The following is a 17,416-nucleotide window of genomic DNA, read 5'->3' on the forward strand; positions in this document are numbered from 1 at the left end:
ACTAGGGTAAGCCGGACGTTCCAGTCCGGCTTGCTGTTCCCGGTTGATCTCAATCCTGGTAATTAGGAGCTCAGTCCATGGCGGCTAATATCGCCAATCCCGTTAAACGATTTTTTGCTGCGACCGAAGCCGACTTACGTATTCTCGGCATGGTCGCCGTATTGGCGCTGATCTGGCTCGGCTTTGGTCTGGCCAGCGACGGCGCTTTTCTCAGTGCGCGTAATCTGTGGAACCTCAGCGTTCAGACCTCATCGGTCGCAGTGATGGCAACCGGCATGGTGCTGGTGATTGTCACTCGTAATATCGATCTTTCGGTCGGCTCGGTACTCGGTGTCACCGGCATGATCATTGGTGTCACCCAGGCTGAATTGTTGCCACCGCTGATTGGTTATGACCATCCCTTTACCTGGTTGATTGCACTGGGTGTCGGCATTGTCGTCGGCGCTTTGATCGGTGCCCTGCAGGGCTTTGTTATCGCCTATCTGGCGGTGCCGGCATTTATTGTTACGTTGGGCGGTTTGCTGGCCTGGCGCGGTGCTGCCTGGCTGGTGACCTCGGGCCGTACCGTTGCACCGATGGACAGCCACTTTCAAATGATGGGCGGCGGACCGGAAGGCTCGGTCGGTGGACCGGTTACCTGGCTGATTGCGCTGGTATTTTGCGCGCTGATCATTGCCGCTGTGTTAATGGGGCGCCGTCGCCGTCGCCTGCATCATTTCCCGCTGCGTCCGATCTGGGCAGAAGTGGTTATGGCCGTGGTTTATTGCTCGGCGGTGCTGGGCGCCGCTGCGGTCGCCAATGCTTACCACTGGCCAGAGCGCGTCGCAGCTCGCTACGCTGAAGCTCAGGGTATGGTCGTTCCCGAAGGCGGGTTGATCATCTCTCATGGCTTTGCCGTGCCGGTATTGATGGCGGTGGCCGTCGGTATTGTCATGACCTTTATCGCCACCCGCACCCGTTTCGGTCGCTATGTGTTTGCCATTGGCGGAAACCCGGAAGCGGCTGAGCTGGCGGGCGTGAACACTCGCTGGGTGATCATGAAAGTCTTTATTTTGATGGGCATTCTGGCGGCCATTGCCGCTGCCATTTCCACCGCCCGTCTGAACGCTGCGACCAATGCGCAGGGCACCTTGGATGAGCTCTATGTGATTGCTGCTGCGGTTATTGGTGGCACCTCGCTGGCCGGCGGTGTCGGCAAAGTCGCCGGCGCCATGCTCGGTGCCCTGGTAATGCAGTCGCTGCAATCGGGCATGGTTTTGGTCGGTGTCGATACGCCGTTGCAAAACATGGTGGTCGGCCTGGTTCTAGTGCTGGCCGTCTGGGTCGACACGCTTTACCGCAAGAGGGCGACATTATGACGGACACACAAAAAACGCCCCTGGTGGAAATGGATAAAATTTCCATTTCCTTTGGCGGCATTAACGCTGTTGATGAAGTTTCTATCGATCTTTATCCCGGTGAAGTAGTGGGTTTGCTCGGTCATAACGGTGCCGGTAAATCGACCTTGATTAAAATTCTCTCCGGCGCCTATCAAAAACAAAGCGGTGAGATTCGCGTTGATGGCAAACCGGTCAGTATTAACAACCCACGCGATGCCAAGGCGCTGGGCATTGAAACCATCTATCAGACGCTGGCGCTGGCCGATAACGTCGATGCGGCGGCCAATCTGTTTTTAGGGCGTGAATTACGCACCGCCTGGGGCACGCTCGATGACGCTGCGATGGAAGCCGCCTGCCGCGAAGTGATGGGTCGCTTGAATCCCAACTTTAAGCGTTTTAAGGATCCGGTGCGGGCGCTCTCGGGTGGTCAACGTCAGTCGGTCGCCATTGCCCGGGCGCTGTATTTTAATGCGCGCATTCTGATCATGGATGAACCGACCGCTGCGCTGGGTCCGGAAGAAACCGCTCAGGTGTCGCAGCTGATTCAGAACCTGAAAGAGCAGGGTATCGGCATCTTTTTAATCAGCCACGACATTCACGATGTGTTCGATCTGTCCGATCGGGTCAGCGTGATGAAGAATGGTCAGTTGGTCGGCACCGCGCCGGTTAATGCTGTCACTAAGGACGATGTGCTAGGCATGATTATTCTGGGCAAATGTCCGGCCGCGGCGACTGCAGGGCCTGGCGCTTTGGTGGAACAGTCCGCCTGACGGATTAGCTGCTGGTGACGAGGGCCGGTTCGATCATTTCATCGATCAGGCCCTCGCGAATAGCCTGATGAGAAATGCGCATCGAATCCAGATCGAAGGCATGAAAAACGCGCTGCAGAATGATGTAGCCGGCTGCAAAAACGGCAATGCGACGCGGGTTCAGTTCCAATAATTGCGACAGTTGCTGCTGACTTTCTGCCTGCGTCAGCACCGGATGCAGACGATCCAGTTGACCGCGTTCTATCACCCCGTTGGATATTAATCCCAAATTACTCAGCGCCCAACTGACGGCTTTGATGCTGCCGGACGAGCCGATAACGTCATCCCACTGAACCCCTTTGAAGCGATCACTGATGGTCGCGATTTGCGCGTCGACCTGTGCCTCACAAGCAGCCAGTTGCTGGTCAGTTAAGCGGTCTCCGCTGAGGAACTGACCGGTCAAGGTTACGCAGCCCAGATCCAGACTGGCAACCACCTCGGCCTGGCGACCGCGGCCGACGATCAACTCAGTGCTACCGCCGCCAATATCGAGCACGAAACGCCGGGCGCTGTCATCGCGACTTTGAGAAACGCCGCGATAAATATAACGCGCTTCATCTTCACCGCTGAGAATTCGAATCGGTTGCCCTAACGCCGTTTCTGCCTGATGCAGAAAACGCACATCGCCGACCAGACGACGAAAGGCACTGGTGCCGACGGCGGTGATATTAGCTTTGGGGATATGCTGAAGCGCGTCGCGAAAATGATTCAGGCAGCGTAGTGCGCGATTACGCGCTTCTTTGGTGAGGCGTCCGGTGTCGTTATCGACGCCAGCGGCCAGACGCACCAGTTCGCGCTTGCATTCGACGGATTGCAAGTGAGCGCCATCCGAGCGCATGACAACCAGATGGAAACTGTTGGAGCCGAGGTCTATCGCGGCGTAAAGCGAAGGTGCGTTCATGGGCCAGTGAACATTTTATTATGTCTCGGAATATAGCCCCTCTGACGAAAAAATGACACCATTTCGGTGCATAGGGGCACGGGCTTGCCCTGATGGAGCCTCATCGCTCGGCTGTGTTATTATAAGATAATTAACCCTGTCGATTTGGCAGATCGGTAATACCTTCCGGCTGAGAGAACTGAATGGCGGTACTGGAACGAAATTTGAGCTTGTCACAGCGCATGACCCAGGAGCTGGGTCGCGCCATCGTCTGTGGCGAATACAATGTTCATGAAAGCCTGCCCAGTGAAGCGGTTCTCTGCGAGGACTTTGGTGTCAGTCGCACCGCTGTTCGTGAGGCCGTTAAAATGCTCTCCGCCAAAGGCATGATTTCCAGTCGTCAACGCCAGGGCATTCGGGTATTGCCGGAAGAAGAGTGGAATATTCTCGATCCCGATCTGCTGCGTTGGTCGCTGGAAAGTAATCCATCGATGCGGGTGTTGCAGGAATTTTTGCAAATGCGTATCGCCATCGAACCCGAAGCGGCTTGGTTGGCGGCGCGTCATGCGCAACCGGAACGGGTGCGCGCCATTCACGATGCCTTGGATCGGATGGAAGCAGCGCGCGGCAAAGACGCCGAAGCCTCGCTCGAAGCCGATATCGATTTCCACATCAGTATTCTCTACGCCAGCGAAAACCGTTTCTTTATTCGCATGCGCGATTTCACCCGCACCGCCTTGAACGTCAGTATTCGTCATACCAACGTACTCAAAAGTAATCCCGCTGGTGTCGTTGCCGACCACGGCAAGGTGCTCGAGGCCATCGAGCGCCGGCAACCCGATGAAGCTCGCGATGCCATGTACGCACTGATTGATGAAGCCCTGCGTTTTATCGAAAGCGAACTGGAGCAGCCGGGCAAAACCGCCTGACGACCCAGGGACCTTAACGTCCAAGCCGCTGTTGATTCTCTTCTTAGAAATCCATCTTTGCTTAGTTGTTGACGGGCTCAGGCCGGGGCGCTAGGCTGCTTTTTGTTAAAAATGCTATTATAGTATAAATAAGAATCTCATCCGATATCAGCGCGATGACCAACAACAAAAAAGGAAAAACGATGCGACTGATTCAGTATTTAACCGATGACAACCAACCGGCGATCGGTCGGGTAATTTCCGACACCGAAATCCAGCCGATCAGCCCGGAAAGTTCGCTTTATTACCTGGCCAAGCGCGCTATCAGTGAAGGTATAAGCCTGGAAGAAGCGGTGCAGCGTGGCGCCACTGATGAGCGTCTGGATTACCAGAAACTGATCGACGAACAACGCTTGCTGGCGCCTTTTGCCCATCCTGATCCGGCGCATCTGTTTGTGACTGGCACCGGTCTTACGCATCTGGGCAGCGCCGATACGCGCGACAGTATGCACGCTAAAACCCAGGGCAAAAGCGACGCCGAACTCACCGATAGCATGAAGATGTTTCGGCAGGGTGTAGAAGGTGGGAAACCCGCCAATGGAACAGTCGGTGCGCAGCCGGAATGGTTTTATAAGGGCGATGGCAGCATTGTAGCGGCGCCGGGTAAGCCGTTGCGTTCGCCGGCTTTTGCACTTGATGGTGGCGAAGAACCGGAGATCGTCGGTTGTTATTTAATTGATGATAACGGCCAGCCGTGGCGTCTGGGTTTTGCGCTGGGCAATGAGTTTTCCGATCACCAGACTGAACGTCAGAATTATCTGTTGCTGGCGCATTCGAAATTGCGTCCTTGTGCCGTGGGTCCGGAATTATTGGTCGGCGATTTACCTCAGGAAATTAATGGCATGTCGCGACTGCGTCGTGGCGATAAAGTGGTTTGGGAAAAACCTTTTGTGTCCGGTGAAGCCAATATGAGTCACAGCCTGGCGAATTTGGAACATCATCATTTTAAGTATGAATTGTTCCGTCGCCCGGGCGATGCGCATCTGCATTTTTTTGGTACCGCGACCTTGAGTTTTGCCGATGGTATTGAAGCGCAGGAAGGCGATGTTTTTGAAATTGAAGCCAGGGATTTTGGCCGGGCTTTGCGCAATCCGCTGAAGACTGTGGGTGATGAGAAGTTGGTAATCGTTAAGGGACTTTAATCGCCAGGGGGTCGTATTCGCCAGCAGGCAGCTTGCTGGCGGTGCGCTGCAAGTACCTCCCTGTAAGCTCGACGGCACACATCCCTGTGTGCCGACGCCCGCCATCAAGCTGCCTGCTGGCGAACACTCTATCTTGCCCAACTTTGTTTATCGAAAGGTAATCAGTCGCTTAATGGCTGCGGCAACAAAGCCGCATCGGGCGTGCATTCCGGCACACCTTTATAAGGCGTGGCATAAGCAAAGAGACTGCCGGCTTTGGGCTCGGCTTTGAGTTGTTCGTCGCTCATGGCTTCGGTGGCTGAAGTCACGAACAAGACGTTCAGATCGGGGCCACCAAGCGCGACGCAGGTCGGTTGGGACGCCGGTAATTCATGCAGTGCCACCAACTCGCCCTCTGGGTTGAATCGTGCCACGGCGCTGCCACCAAAAAGCGCACACATCAGGTAACCCTCGGCATCGATCAGGCCTCCATCGGGATAGCCGCGTGGCGCTTTGGCGAAGAGGGTTTCGTTGTCGATGTCGCCACTTTTGGCATCGAAATCATAACGACGAATCTGGCCGGTCGGCGTATCGGCGTGAAACAGCTGACGGCTGTCTTGTGACCAGCACAGCGTATTGGGAATGGTCAGGTCGTTAATAACCGGCGTGGCGCCAGTCGAGTCGAGTCGGTAGAGCGTACCGACGGGTTGGCGATCGCCCGTGTCGGAAGGAATGTCCTGCATGGTGCCGGCCCAGAAACGGCCCTGGCGATCGACCCGACCGTCGTTGAAACGATTGCCCGGCAGGTGCCGTTCCGGTTGCGCCAGCCATTGGACGTCGTCGTTTTCCGGTTGATAGAGCGCAAAGCCGCCGGCGAAGGCGGCAAGCAGACGGACCGGCTGGGTGTCGAGAATGCCGAAGGAGGTTATTCGATCGGGAGTGTGCCAGTCGGTCAGTTGTTGGCTGGCCCAGTCGTAGCGATACAGCCGGCTTTGGTGAATATCGGTCCACCACAGCGTCTGACTGGCGTGGTGCCATTGCACGGCTTCGCCCAATTCATTGCCCAAATCCAGGCTGAACAGCAGTTCCAGTTGATCCGTCATTGATACTCCAAAAAGCCCGCTTATAGCGGGCCGGTTTGCCATTGTCCATCCACTCGGCGGCGCAGTTGCCAAGGGTTGGCGTTTTGCAGTGCCGGAGGTAACAGACTGGCCGGGCTGTTTTGATAACAAACCGGGCGCAGCCAGCGGTCGATTGCCGCAGTGCCGACCGAGGTAAAACGGGTGTCGCTCGACGCCGGATGTGGACCACCGTGCATCATCGCTTCGCAGACTTCGACACCGGTCGGGAAGCCGTTGAACACCAGTCGACCGACGCGCTGCTCAAGCATACGCACCAGCTCGCTGTGCTGGCCAAGCTCGGCTTCGGTGCCGTGCAGTGTACCGGTAAGCTGGCCGGAAAGCGCGCTGGCGACTTCGGTCAACTGGGCCGCGTTAGCGCACACCACCACCAGTGATGTCGGCCCGAACACTTCTTCCTGCAACGCCGGGTTGGCAAGAAAATCCTTGGCGGCAACGCGATACAGCCGCGCCTGGCCGCAGTAACCTTGCGTGCCTGGTTCGGCACCGGCGGCGACGCTTTCAACACCGCTTTGCTGACCGAGTTTATCGGCGCCTTTTTGATAAGCGCCGGCGACGCCCTGGTTGAGCATCACTCCGGCCGGTTGACCGGTTAAGACCTCGGCGGTGGCGCTGACAAAGGTGTCCAGTTCCTGGCCGGCAATGCCCAACACCAGACCTGGATTCACACAGAACTGGCCGGTACCCAAGGTGAGCGAACCAACAAAACCCTGAGCGATTTCCTTCGCACTCGCCTTTAAAACTTCAGGTAAAACGACCAGCGGATTAATGGAACCCATCTCGCCAAAAAACGGAATCGGATCGGGTCGATTGTTGGCCAGTTGATGCAGCGCTGCACCGCCGCGATAGGAACCGGTAAAGCCCACCGCCTTGATGTTCGGATCGGTCACCAGTTGGCTGCCAATGCCATTGCCGTCACCGGCGACAAAGTTAATGACCCCGGCTGGCATACCACATTGCTCAGCGGCCTTTGCCAAGGCCTGAGCGACCAATTCGCCGCTGCCGGGATGAGAGTTATGGCTTTTCACCACCACCGGGCAACCAGCGGCCAGCGCTGAAGCGGTGTCGCCACCGGCAGCGGAAAACGCCAGCGGAAAGTTGGATGAACCGAACACTGCGACCGGTCCGAGCGCCTGCTTAACAAAGCGCAAATCTGGGCGCGGCGGGGTGCGTTCCGGCAAGGCGGAGTCGATACGCACATCGAGGAAATCACCAGCACGAACCACACCGGCGAACATCTTCAACTGGTTGCAGGTACGGCCGCGCTCGTTTTCGGCACGCGCACGCGGGTAGCCAGTTTCCAGACTGACGCGCTCGAGCAATTCATCACCCAGCGCCATAATTTGTTCGGCACAAGCCTCCAGAAAAGCCGCGCGGTCTTCCAAGCTGGTCGCCGCAAAAGCCGGCAGCGCCTTGGCCGCCGCTTCAGTCGCTGCACTCACCTGAGCTTCGCTGGCAAAGCTCAATTCGGGACCAAGCTGTTCGCCAGTGGCCGGATTGACGGCCTGATAACTGCCGGCGTCTCCGGCCTGCCAGTTGCCGCCGATCAGTTGCTTACCGGTAATACTCATAAGGCTGTCTCCTTGAATTTTATGTTCTTACTTTCAGTTGTCTTTTCAGCGGGCCAAAGGCGGATTTCAGTGGCAAAGGAACGAAGTCAAAGCGTCCGTATCAAGGCAAGTGAGCGCAGGAATAGCAGCGCTATTTCAAACTCGCTTAACGCCGAGACGGGCGTTTTGACGAAGTGAACTGCCACTGAAATCCACCTTTGTCCCGCTCAAATCCAGCCGCCGTCGACGATGTAGTCCTGGGCGGTGCACATCCGGCTATCGTCCGACGCCAAAAACAACGCCATCGAACAGATGTGCTCCGGATAGAGTTCTTCCTTCAAACACTGGCTGCTGTGAATCTCCGCCTTGGTGTCTTCGTTAACCCAGTTGGCCAGTTGGCGTTCGGTCATGACCCAGCCCGGCGTCAGCGTATTCACGCGGATGCGGTCTGGGCCCATGTCGCGCGCCAGGCCACGAGTCATGCCGAGTACGGCGGCTTTGGAGGTGGTGTAGCCGGTCATGTTGCCCTGGCACTCGTGCCAGCTCATGGAGCCAAAGTTGATGATGGAACCGCCGCCGGCCTGCTTCATCTGTTCGTACACCGCCTGGGCGGCGAAGAACTGGGGTCGCAGGTTGATGTTGATGCGTTCGTTCCAGTATTCGGGCGTGACCTCGCGGAAATCATGACGAGTGTCCTGGGCGGCGTTGTTGATCAGCGCCTTGATCGGGCCAAAGCGCTCGCCGGTATCGCGGATAATTTGCTGTAACTGTTCGACGTTGATCAGATCGCAGTGGTGGAAATAAACCCGCTCGGTGCCGAGACGATCATTCAGCGTTTTCGCCAGGGCGATGGATTCGTCTTTTAAGATATCGACGAACACCACCGTCGAGCCCTGGTCGGCGAAGGCTTCGACCAGGCCGGCACCAATGCCGGAGCCGCCGCCGGTGATAAAGACAACGGCGCCATCCAGGCTGGGGTAACGATTACTCAGTTGCATCTTGCCTCCGATCAGTGCGAGTGGGCCGGCACGGCCGCGCCGCGACAACCGACCAGGAAGTCGAAGTCGCAGCCTTCGTCGGCCTGCAGCACCCGGTCGCGATAGAGTTCCAGATAGCCGCCTTCACGGGCGATGATGTGGTCGGCGCGCAGTTCTTTAAGGCGTTGCTCCAGCTCGGCATCACTGATGTCGAGGTTGAGCACGCCGCCGTCGGCATCCAGATGAATGATGTCGCCATTACGCACTGCCGCCAGCGGACCCAGTTCCATCGCCTCGGGTGCGACGTGCAGCACCACCGTGCCGAAGGCTGTGCCGCTCATGCGCGCATCGGAAATACGCACCATGTCGGTCACACCTGCTTTAAGCAGTTTCGGTGGCAGACCCATGTTGCCCACTTCGGCCATGCCCGGATAGCCCTTGGGCCCGCAGTTTTTCAGCACCATGACGCAGCTGGCATCAATGTCCAGATCCGGGTCATTGATGCGCGCTTTGTAGTCGTCGAAGTTTTCGAACACCACGGCGCGGCCACGATGGTTCATCAGCTCCGGGCTCGCCGCCGACGGTTTCAATACTGCGCCGCGCGGTGCCAGATTGCCGCGCAGCACGCAGATGCCGCCATTGGCGATCAATGGATTGTCGAGGGTCCGGATAACGTCGTCGTTGTAGCAGGGCGCGTCTTTGACGTTGTCGGCCAGGGTTTTGCCATTGACGGTCAGGCAGTCACCCTTGATCAGTTTGGCCTCGTTCAGGCGGCGCAATACCGCCGGCAGGCCGCCAGCGTAATAAAACTCTTCCATCAGATACTGGCCCGAAGGCTGGAGGTTCACCAGCGTCGGTACTTCGCGACCTTCATTCCAGTCATCCAGTTCCAGATCGACACCGATGCGACCGGCGATGGCTTTGAGGTGAATCACTGCATTGGTAGAACCACCAATGGCGGCGTTGGTGCGGATGGCGTTCAAAAAGGCATCGCGGGTCAGCACTTTGGAGAGTTTTAAGTCTTCGTGCACCATCTCCACGGCGCGCATGCCGGACAGATGCGCCAGCACATAACGCCGTGAATCGACCGCCGGAATAGCCGCGTTGTGCGGCAGGCTGACACCGAGCGATTCCGCCATGCAGGCCATGGTGGAAGCGGTGCCCATGGTGTTACAGGTACCGGCCGAGCGTGACATCCCGCCTTCGGCGTCGAGGAAATCCTGCAGGCCGATCTTGCCGGCTTTGTACTCTTCGTGCAGACGCCACACCAGGGTACCGGAACCGACTGGCTCGCCGTGGTGCTGGCCGTTCAGCATGGGGCCGCCGGTGACGACAATGGCCGGCACATCACAACTGGCCGCGCCCATCAGCAAGGCGGGCGTGGTTTTATCGCATCCGGTCAGCAGCACTACGCCATCGATGGGATTGCCGCGAATGGCTTCTTCAACATCCATGGACGCCAGGTTGCGCGTCAGCATCGCGGTCGGCCGCAGGTTCGATTCGCCGTTGGAGAACACCGGGAATTCCACCGGTACGCCGCCCGCTTCGCGAATGCCGTTTTTCACCCGCTCGGCAATCTGCCGGAAGTGAGCGTTGCAAGGCGTCAATTCCGACCAGGTGTTGCAGATACCGATGATCGGCCGGCCGTCGAAATGATGATCGGGAATGCCCTGGTTCTTCATCCAGGAGCGATACATAAAACCGTTCTTGTCGCGCGTACCGAACCACTGCTGAGAACGCAGTGGGGTACTGGAATTTGGTTTGCTGCCCTTGCCGTCGTTATTAGCCGTCATGGCGGTGCCCTATTAATAATAAAATAATACAAATGGTCGGAGTGATCGGAGCGCCTGTCAAGCCGGTTGCCCGGCTTGCCCGTTTAAAAGGAAGTGGCCGCTCAGCCGCTCTTGTTCTTGTTGTAAACGTCGAAGATCACCGCAGCGAGCAGCACCAGACCCTTGATCACCTGCTGCCAGTCGATGCCGACACCGAGGATGGACATGCCGTTGTTCATCACGCCCATGATCAGGGCGCCGATGACCGCGCCGATGATTTTGCCCGAACCGCCGCGCATCGAAGCGCCACCGATAAAGACAGCAGCGATCACATCCAGCTCGAACGCCAGGCCCGCTTTCGGCGTCGCCATATTCAGTCGAGCGGCGAATACCATGCCGGCCAGCGCCGCCAACATGCCCATATTGGCGAAGGTCAGGAAGGTCAGGCGTTTGGTGTTGATGCCCGACAGCATGGCGGCTTTTTCGTTGCCACCGATAGCGTAGATGCGCCGGCCGAAGGTGGTGCGCTGAGTCACGAAGGTGTAGATGGAAATCAGCAGCGCCATCAGGATCAGCACATTGGGTGGGCCTTTGTAGGTCGACAGCAGGTAGGTGATGTAGATTACCGCTGCGGCGATCAGGCCGTTGCGCAGCCAGAAAAACTGCAATGGCTCGCGTGCCGCGCCGTACTGTGCCTGTTTGGCGCGGGCGCGGATATTGAAGTAGAGCAACAGCGCTGCCACGGCAATACCGAGCAGCATGGAGGTCATATGGAAGCCATCGCCGGGCAAGAGGTTAGGCAGAAAGCCGGTGCTCAGTTTCTGGAAGGTTTCCGGAAACGGACCGACCGACTGGCCGCCGAGCAACCACAGCGTCAGGCCTTTAAACACCAGCATGCCGGCCAGAGTGACGATAAAGGCCGGAATGCGGTAATAGGCAATCCAGTAACCTTGCGCCATACCAATCAGCGTGCCGACGGCGAGACAAGCGACAAAGGTGACCGGCGCCGACCATTCCCATTGCACCATCATCACCGCCGCCAGCGCACCGATAAAACCGAGCACCGAACCGACCGACAGATCGATATGGCCGCAGACGATGACCATCAACATGCCCAGCGCCATGATGATGATGTAGGAGTTCTGCAAAAACAGATTGGTCAGGTTAAGCGGCTTCAGCAGAATGCCGTCGGTTAAAAATTGGAACAGCGCCATGATCACCACCAGGGCGATCAAAATGCCGTATTCGCGCAGATGCGACTTGAAGAAACCGCCCAGCGATGGCTGCTTTGCCTTGGGCTGGTCCACGGATGCTTGTGTCGACATGTCAGTGTCTCCCGGATTGAATGATCATCGTCATAATGGCTTCTTGCGATGCCTGCTCACGCGGCAGTTCGCCGATCAGCTCGCCTTCGTTCATGACGTAGATGCGATCGCTGATGCCGAGCAATTCAGGCATTTCTGAAGAGATGACGATGATGGCTTTGTGCTGAGCAGCCAGTTCGTTGATCAGGCTGTAGATTTCGTATTTGGCGCCGACGTCGATACCCCGGGTTGGTTCATCCAGAATCAACACTTCAGGGTCGGTAAACAGCCATTTCGACAGCACCACTTTTTGTTGATTACCGCCGGACAGATTGACCGCTTTTTGCTGTACATGCGGCGTCTTGATATTGATTTTTTGGCGGTAACCTTCGGCGACGTTGTCTTCATATTGATCGTTCATTACCGCTCCCCGGCTGACGGCGCCGAGGTTGGCCATGGAGACGTTGCGGCTGATGGTATCGTCCAATACCAGGCCGTAGGTTTTGCGGTCTTCAGTAGCGTAGGCGAGGCCGGAACCGACCGCTCGCTGCACCGTGCTGACGTCCATCGGCTGGTCGTGCAGCGTCACTTCACCGCTGATTTTCTGGCCATAAGCGCGGCCGAAAATACTCATCGCCAGTTCAGTACGACCGGAACCCATCAAGCCGGCAATACCGACGATTTCTCCGGCGCGAACATCCAGGCTGACGTTATGAATAATCTGCCGATCGGACTGCTGCGGATGGAACACATTCCAGTTGCGCACTTTAAAAACGATGTCGCCAATGTTCGGTTTGCGTGGCGGAAAACGATCTGATAAGGCGCGTCCAACCATGTCGGAAACAATGCGATCTTCGCTGATTTCTTCAGTCGCACAATCGAGCCGACTGACGGTGGCGCCATCGCGCAATACCGTGACGGTGTCGGCCACCTGTTTGACTTCGTTGAGTTTGTGCGAAATCAAAATGGAGGTAATGCCCTGAGCACGAAACTCCTTGAGCAGTTCCAATAAGGCGGCGCTTTCGGCTTCGTTCAGGCTGGCGGTGGGTTCGTCGAGAATTAGCAGGCGCACGTTTTTTGATAACGCCTTGGCGATTTCAACGAGCTGCTGTTTGCCCACCCCCAGCTCGCCCACTGGCGTACCCGGTGCTTCGCTGAGTCCGACTTTGGCGAGCAGCTTTTCGGTCTGAGAATAACTGCGTGGCCAATCGATAATGCCGTTGTGTGCCTGTTCATTGCCCAGATAGATGTTCTCGGCAATCGACAGTAATGGCACCAAGGCCAGTTCCTGATGAATGATGATGATGCCCAGGCGCTCGCTGTCGGCGATGGATTTGAACTGACGCTCTTCACCGTCGAACAGAATCTCGCCGTCGTAGCTGCCGTGCGGATGCACGCCGCTGAGGACTTTCATTAAGGTTGATTTACCGGCGCCGTTTTCGCCCACCAGAGCGTGAATTTCGCCGTCGCGGATGGCCAGATTAACGTTGTTGAGCGCTTTCACACCCGGGAACGTTTTGGTGATGCCGCGCATTTCTAAAATGGTGTTCACTGCGCACCCTCTCATACCAAAAAAAGGCCGACCGGCGGTGCCGGCCAGCCAAAGGGCTTAGCGAATGTCGTCTTCGCTGTAGTAACCGCTGTCGACCAGGACGTCTTCCCAGTTGTCTTCATCGACACTGACCGGTACCAGCAGATAAGAAGGGATCACCTTGACGCCGTTGTCGTAAGTGGAGGTGTCGTTGATTTCCGGCTCGGTGCCACGGAACAACGCATCGACCATACCGACAGTGACGCGCGCCAGTTCGCGGGTGTCTTTGAACACCGTCATGGTCTGCTCGCCGGCGAGGATGGATTTAACTGAAGGCACTTCGGCGTCCTGACCGGTGATTACCGGCATCGGCAAATTACCGCTGCCGTAACCAACGCCTTTCAGCGAAGAAATAATACCGATGGACAGACCGTCGTAAGGCGACAGCACGGCATCGACGCGGGCATCGGAGTAGTAAGCTGAGAGCAGGTTATCCATGCGCGCCTGAGCGACTGAACCGTCCCAGCGCAGTGTGGAAACGGTGTCCATGCCGGTCTGGCCGGAGCGAACGACCAACTGGCCGTTGTCGATGTAAGGTTGCAGGATCGACATGGCGCCGTTGTAGAAGAAGTAGGCGTTGTTGTCGTCGGGCGAGCCACCGAACAGTTCGATGTTGTAAGGGCCATCGCCGTCTGCCAGATCCAGCGCATCGACAATGTATTGCGCCTGCAAAACGCCAACCTGGAAGTTATCGAAGGTGGCGTAGTAGTCGACGTTTGCTGAGCCGCGAATCAGGCGATCGTAAGCGATCACTTCGATGCCCAGGTCGGCCGCTTGTTGCAGCGCTGACGACAATGTTGTGCCGTCGATGGACGCAATCACCAGTACATCGACGCCTTTAACGATCATGTTTTCAATCTGTGACAACTGCGTCGGAATGTCGTCTTCGGCGTATTGCAGATCGGTGTCGTAACCGGCTTCTTCGAATTGGCGCACCATGCTTTCGCCGTCGGAAATCCACCGCGCGGATGACTTGGTGGGCATGGCGATGCCGACGGTTTCAGCGGCGACCTGAGTGGCCAGTGTTGCGGTAAAAGCGGTGGCGAGCGACAAAGCGCACAGCCGGGCTGCGGTCTTAAAGACAGTCATGAGTTGTTCTCCCAAGGCGTTACAGCGCTGTGAATCACTGCCGCCAGCAATATTGTTGTTGGTTGGCCCGCTCCGGTACTGAGCAAAGGCACTTTTTCGGGATCGTGTATTTTTTGCAGCGCTGTTTGACCGCTGTTGCCGATCAAACCAGGAAAAGCTCATCCCCTGCTTTGTTTATTGTCGGGACGGAGCGCTGCACCGGGCCGATAAGGCCCGATTGAAATTAAATGTATTATAATAAGATTTTATGCGCAACCACTGTAAGAAGCAGCGGTCGGGGCTCAGCGCAGCAGCGCCGTCGACTTGATTTGTGCCCAGACGTGCTGGCCGGGTTGGAGGTTAAGCTGGGCGACCGAACGCCGTGTCAGGCGCGCCAGCAGCGTCTGGCTGCCGACGAGAAGTTGCACGGTAATGCTGGCGTCATCGCTGTCGGTAAGCTCAATAATGCGCGCCGGTAAGCGGTTAAGAATGCTCGAATCGCTGGCTTCGCTCAGGCTGAGGCTGACGTCGCGCGCCAGAATACGCACTCGTATGGCGGCATCGAGCGCCTTGCCGTTATCGCCGACCCAGAGACTGAGCGCGCCGTTTTCCAGACGCATCAGGCCCCAGTCGTTATCGCGTTCAGCGAGGCGGGTTTCCAGCACCACACCGCCTTGGTCGCCCAAGCGCAGTGGGTCGTCGGCGCGGCTGAGCAGTTCGGTCAGCGGGCCGCTGGCGCTGACGTTCCCCGCCTGCATGACCACCAGATGATCGGCCAGGCGGGCGACTTCTTCGGCGGCGTGGCTGACGTAGAGAATCGGGCAGGCCAGTTCGTCGTGCAGGCTTTCCAGGTAGGGCAGAATTTCGGCGCGGCGCTGGGTGTCGAGCGAGGCCAAGGGCTCGTCCATCAGCAGCAGGCTGGGGTTGATCAATAGGGCGCGGGCAATGGCAACACGCTGACGTTCGCCACCGGAAAGCTCGGCGGGTTTACGTTGCAGCAGTTTGTCCAAACCCAATAGTTCGATGATGTCGGCACGCGATAATGGCGTGTTACCGGCATCGGCACGTTTGGCGGCGTAATCGAGATTGCCGGCGACATTCAGATGGTCGAACAGACTCGATTCCTGAAACACATAACCGAGCGGGCGACGGTGAGTGGGCAGGAATTTCTGCTCATCCTGCCAGCATTCACCGGCGACCGTTAAATGGCCCAACTGAGCTTTTTCCAGACCGGCAATGCAGCGCAATAGAGTTGTCTTACCGCAACCAGATGCACCAAATAGTGCAGTGATGCCATTGCCCGGCAGCTTCAGATCGACGTCCAGCGCGAAGCCCGGGTAGCGATGTTGAAAACGCAGTTGCAGCGGCTCGCTCATGAGCGCCCCCAATTCAGATGAGTGCTGCGCCGTTGCAAGGTGTAGAGCGCCGCCAGCGCGGCGAAGGAAAACACCACCAAGACGGCGGCCAGTGTATGGGCCTGATCGTAAGCCAAGGCTTCTACATGGTCGTAGATCTGCACCGAGGCGACGCGGGTTTCATCCGGAATATTGCCGCCAATCATCAACACCACACCGAACTCGCCAACGGTATGCGCAAAGCCGAGTACGGTAGCGCTGATAAAACCCGGCCGGGCCAGCGGCACCGCTACTGTCCAGAACCGGTCCCAGGGCCCGGCGCGCAAGGTGGCGGCCGCTTCCAGCGGGCGATCGCCGATGGCTTGGAAAGTGTTCTGAATCGGTTGAACTACAAAGGGCAAAGAGTAGAGCACCGAACCGACGACGAGGCCTGTGAAGGTGAACGGCAGCAAGCCAATGCCCAACGCCTGAGTCAGTTGTCCGATGGGTCCGTTCGGGCCCAGTGAAATCAGCAGATAAAAACCCAGCACCGAGGGCGGTAACACCAAAGGCAAGGCAACCAAAGCAGCGATCGGTCCTTTCAGCCAGCAGCGGGTGCGCGCCAGCCACCAGGCCAAGGGCGTCCCCAGTACCAATAGCACCAGGGTTGAGACGCTGGCCAGACGCAGCGTCAGCCAGAGGGCGTTCCAGTCGGCGCTGCTCAGTGTCACCCTGGCACCTCGATGTGATAACCATACGTTTCAATCAATGCCTGAGTGGTATCGCTGCGCAGATAATCCAACAGCGCCAGGGCGGCGGCGTTATCTTCGGCTCGACTGAGCAAGACCGCATCCTGGCGGATGGGGTGGTAATAGTTGTTGGGGATAATCCAGGTGGTGCCGGTCGGCACCTTGCGATGATTGACCAACTGCGACAGCGCCACCAATCCCAATTCCGCATTGCCGGTGGCAACAAACTGATGCGTCTGGGCAATGTTTTGTCCCAGCACCAATTGATCGGCGAGTTGTTCGTTCAGGCCCAGCCGCTCCAATACTTCCATTGCCGCTGCGCCATAGGGCGCCAATCGTGGATTGGCGATGGCCAGGCGATTGAAGTCGCCGCTGCGCAACAGCGCTTCGCCGTTACTGAAACGGTCTGGCGTGGCCGACCATAACGCCAGCGTGCCGACGGCGTAGGTAAAGTCTGAACCCGCGAGTGCATCGCCAGCATCGATCAAGGCTTGCGGCTTGGCCTGGTCGGCCGACAAAAACACATCAAAGGGCGCGCCGTTTTGAATCTGGGCAAAGAGTTGGCTGGAAGAACCGAAGGACAGCCGCAGTTGATGGCCGGTGTCGGCTTCAAAGCGATCGGCCAGGGCCTGCATCGGCCGGGTGAAATTGGCGGCGACGGCGGCGGTCACGGTATCGGCCCACAGCGGTTGGGCGGCTAGCCCAAGTAATGGACAAAGTAACAGGGTTAACAAACGATAAAGCGGCATGGGAACTTCAAATCTGCAGTCACAAG

Annotated in this window: 15 protein-coding genes; 4 read left to right on the forward strand and 11 right to left on the reverse strand. The window is 57.5% G+C overall.

The genetic code is table 11. The features are described from left to right. Positions 1 to 77 precede the first annotated feature (77 nt). Both ABMA60_RS08820 and ABMA60_RS08825 read left to right on the forward strand, forming a co-directional pair. A complete protein-coding gene (locus tag ABMA60_RS08820; RefSeq protein ID WP_392801676.1) occupies positions 78 to 1,358 on the forward strand; it encodes a sugar ABC transporter permease in 1,281 nt (426 codons plus the stop codon). After that, positions 1,355 to 2,149 carry an ATP-binding cassette domain-containing protein gene (locus ABMA60_RS08825; RefSeq protein WP_392801678.1) on the forward strand — a complete coding sequence of 265 codons (795 nt, stop codon included), beginning with the start codon at positions 1,355 to 1,357 and terminating at the stop codon, positions 2,147 to 2,149. The genes ABMA60_RS08820 and ABMA60_RS08825 overlap by 4 nt, the downstream gene beginning before the upstream one ends. Positions 2,150 to 2,153: 4 nt before the next feature. Here the strand turns inward: ABMA60_RS08825 and ABMA60_RS08830 are convergent, their stop codons facing one another. Beyond that, positions 2,154 to 3,089 carry a hypothetical protein gene (locus ABMA60_RS08830; RefSeq protein ID WP_392801681.1) on the reverse strand — a complete coding sequence of 312 codons (936 nt, stop codon included), beginning with the start codon at positions 3,087 to 3,089 and terminating at the stop codon, positions 2,154 to 2,156. A gap of 182 nt (positions 3,090 to 3,271) precedes the next feature. On the opposite strand from ABMA60_RS08830, the gene ABMA60_RS08835 reads away from it, so the two are divergent. Further along, on the forward strand, positions 3,272 to 3,997 hold the full coding sequence (locus ABMA60_RS08835; protein ID WP_392801683.1) for a FadR/GntR family transcriptional regulator: 726 nt from the start codon (positions 3,272 to 3,274) through the stop codon (positions 3,995 to 3,997). Positions 3,998 to 4,179: 182 nt separating this feature from the next. After that, a complete protein-coding gene (araD1, locus tag ABMA60_RS08840) occupies positions 4,180 to 5,178 on the forward strand; it encodes an AraD1 family protein (protein ID WP_392801686.1) in 999 nt (332 codons plus the stop codon). A gap of 161 nt (positions 5,179 to 5,339) precedes the next feature. On the opposite strand, the gene ABMA60_RS08845 is transcribed toward araD1, so the two are convergent. From ABMA60_RS08845 to modA, 10 genes are all read right to left on the reverse strand, one after another. Continuing rightward, positions 5,340 to 6,260, reverse strand: coding sequence for an SMP-30/gluconolactonase/LRE family protein (locus tag ABMA60_RS08845; protein ID WP_392801688.1), 921 nt, complete (start codon positions 6,258 to 6,260; stop codon positions 5,340 to 5,342). Between the two features lie 20 nt (positions 6,261 to 6,280). Next, a complete protein-coding gene (locus ABMA60_RS08850) occupies positions 6,281 to 7,867 on the reverse strand; it encodes an aldehyde dehydrogenase (NADP(+)) (RefSeq protein WP_392801690.1) in 1,587 nt (528 codons plus the stop codon). Positions 7,868 to 8,073: 206 nt separating this feature from the next. After that, positions 8,074 to 8,844 carry an SDR family NAD(P)-dependent oxidoreductase gene (locus tag ABMA60_RS08855; RefSeq protein WP_392801693.1) on the reverse strand — a complete coding sequence of 257 codons (771 nt, stop codon included), beginning with the start codon at positions 8,842 to 8,844 and terminating at the stop codon, positions 8,074 to 8,076. Positions 8,845 to 8,855: 11 nt separating this feature from the next. Then, complete coding sequence (locus ABMA60_RS08860) at positions 8,856 to 10,616, reverse strand: IlvD/Edd family dehydratase (RefSeq protein WP_392801696.1); 1,761 nt, start codon at positions 10,614 to 10,616, stop codon at positions 8,856 to 8,858. Positions 10,617 to 10,717: 101 nt separating this feature from the next. After that, entirely contained in the window at positions 10,718 to 11,920 is a 1,203-nt protein-coding gene (gene mmsB / locus ABMA60_RS08865) for a multiple monosaccharide ABC transporter permease (protein WP_392801698.1), read from the reverse strand. 1 nt (position 11,921) lies between these two features. Continuing rightward, on the reverse strand, positions 11,922 to 13,466 hold the full coding sequence (mmsA, locus tag ABMA60_RS08870; protein WP_392801701.1) for a multiple monosaccharide ABC transporter ATP-binding protein: 1,545 nt from the start codon (positions 13,464 to 13,466) through the stop codon (positions 11,922 to 11,924). Between the two features lie 42 nt (positions 13,467 to 13,508). Then, on the reverse strand, positions 13,509 to 14,579 hold the full coding sequence (gene chvE, locus ABMA60_RS08875; RefSeq protein WP_392801705.1) for a multiple monosaccharide ABC transporter substrate-binding protein: 1,071 nt from the start codon (positions 14,577 to 14,579) through the stop codon (positions 13,509 to 13,511). Positions 14,580 to 14,860: 281 nt separating this feature from the next. Continuing rightward, the gene (modC, locus tag ABMA60_RS08880) at positions 14,861 to 15,934 is read right to left on the reverse strand and encodes a molybdenum ABC transporter ATP-binding protein (RefSeq protein WP_392801707.1); all 1,074 of its coding nucleotides are present in this window, start codon (positions 15,932 to 15,934) and stop codon (positions 14,861 to 14,863) included. After that, on the reverse strand, positions 15,931 to 16,623 hold the full coding sequence (gene modB / locus ABMA60_RS08885; RefSeq protein WP_392801709.1) for a molybdate ABC transporter permease subunit: 693 nt from the start codon (positions 16,621 to 16,623) through the stop codon (positions 15,931 to 15,933). The genes modC and modB overlap by 4 nt, the downstream gene beginning before the upstream one ends. Further along, a complete protein-coding gene (gene modA, locus ABMA60_RS08890) occupies positions 16,620 to 17,390 on the reverse strand; it encodes a molybdate ABC transporter substrate-binding protein (protein ID WP_392801713.1) in 771 nt (256 codons plus the stop codon). The genes modB and modA overlap by 4 nt, the downstream gene beginning before the upstream one ends. Positions 17,391 to 17,416: the final 26 nt, after the last annotated feature.

This window comes from Saccharospirillum sp. HFRX-2 (assembly GCF_043196805.1).
GTDB lineage: Bacteria > Pseudomonadota > Gammaproteobacteria > Pseudomonadales > Natronospirillaceae > Saccharospirillum.

Bases quoted from the DNA above. Each gene is read 5' to 3' on its own strand.
- ABMA60_RS08820 (WP_392801676.1), top strand. From the start codon at position 78: ATGGCGGCTAATATCGCCAATCCCGTTAAACGATTTTTTGCTGCGACC.
- ABMA60_RS08825 (WP_392801678.1), top strand. From the start codon at position 1,355: ATGACGGACACACAAAAAACGCCCCTGGTGGAAATGGATAAAATTTCC.
- ABMA60_RS08830 (WP_392801681.1), bottom strand. From the start codon at position 3,089: ATGAACGCACCTTCGCTTTACGCCGCGATAGACCTCGGCTCCAACAGT.
- ABMA60_RS08835 (WP_392801683.1), top strand. From the start codon at position 3,272: ATGGCGGTACTGGAACGAAATTTGAGCTTGTCACAGCGCATGACCCAG.
- araD1 (WP_392801686.1), top strand. From the start codon at position 4,180: ATGCGACTGATTCAGTATTTAACCGATGACAACCAACCGGCGATCGGT.
- ABMA60_RS08845 (WP_392801688.1), bottom strand. From the start codon at position 6,260: ATGACGGATCAACTGGAACTGCTGTTCAGCCTGGATTTGGGCAATGAA.
- ABMA60_RS08850 (WP_392801690.1), bottom strand. From the start codon at position 7,867: ATGAGTATTACCGGTAAGCAACTGATCGGCGGCAACTGGCAGGCCGGA.
- ABMA60_RS08855 (WP_392801693.1), bottom strand. From the start codon at position 8,844: ATGCAACTGAGTAATCGTTACCCCAGCCTGGATGGCGCCGTTGTCTTT.
- ABMA60_RS08860 (WP_392801696.1), bottom strand. From the start codon at position 10,616: ATGACGGCTAATAACGACGGCAAGGGCAGCAAACCAAATTCCAGTACC.
- mmsB (WP_392801698.1), bottom strand. From the start codon at position 11,920: ATGTCGACACAAGCATCCGTGGACCAGCCCAAGGCAAAGCAGCCATCG.
- mmsA (WP_392801701.1), bottom strand. From the start codon at position 13,466: ATGAGAGGGTGCGCAGTGAACACCATTTTAGAAATGCGCGGCATCACC.
- chvE (WP_392801705.1), bottom strand. From the start codon at position 14,579: ATGACTGTCTTTAAGACCGCAGCCCGGCTGTGCGCTTTGTCGCTCGCC.
- modC (WP_392801707.1), bottom strand. From the start codon at position 15,934: ATGAGCGAGCCGCTGCAACTGCGTTTTCAACATCGCTACCCGGGCTTC.
- modA (WP_392801713.1), bottom strand. From the start codon at position 17,390: ATGCCGCTTTATCGTTTGTTAACCCTGTTACTTTGTCCATTACTTGGG.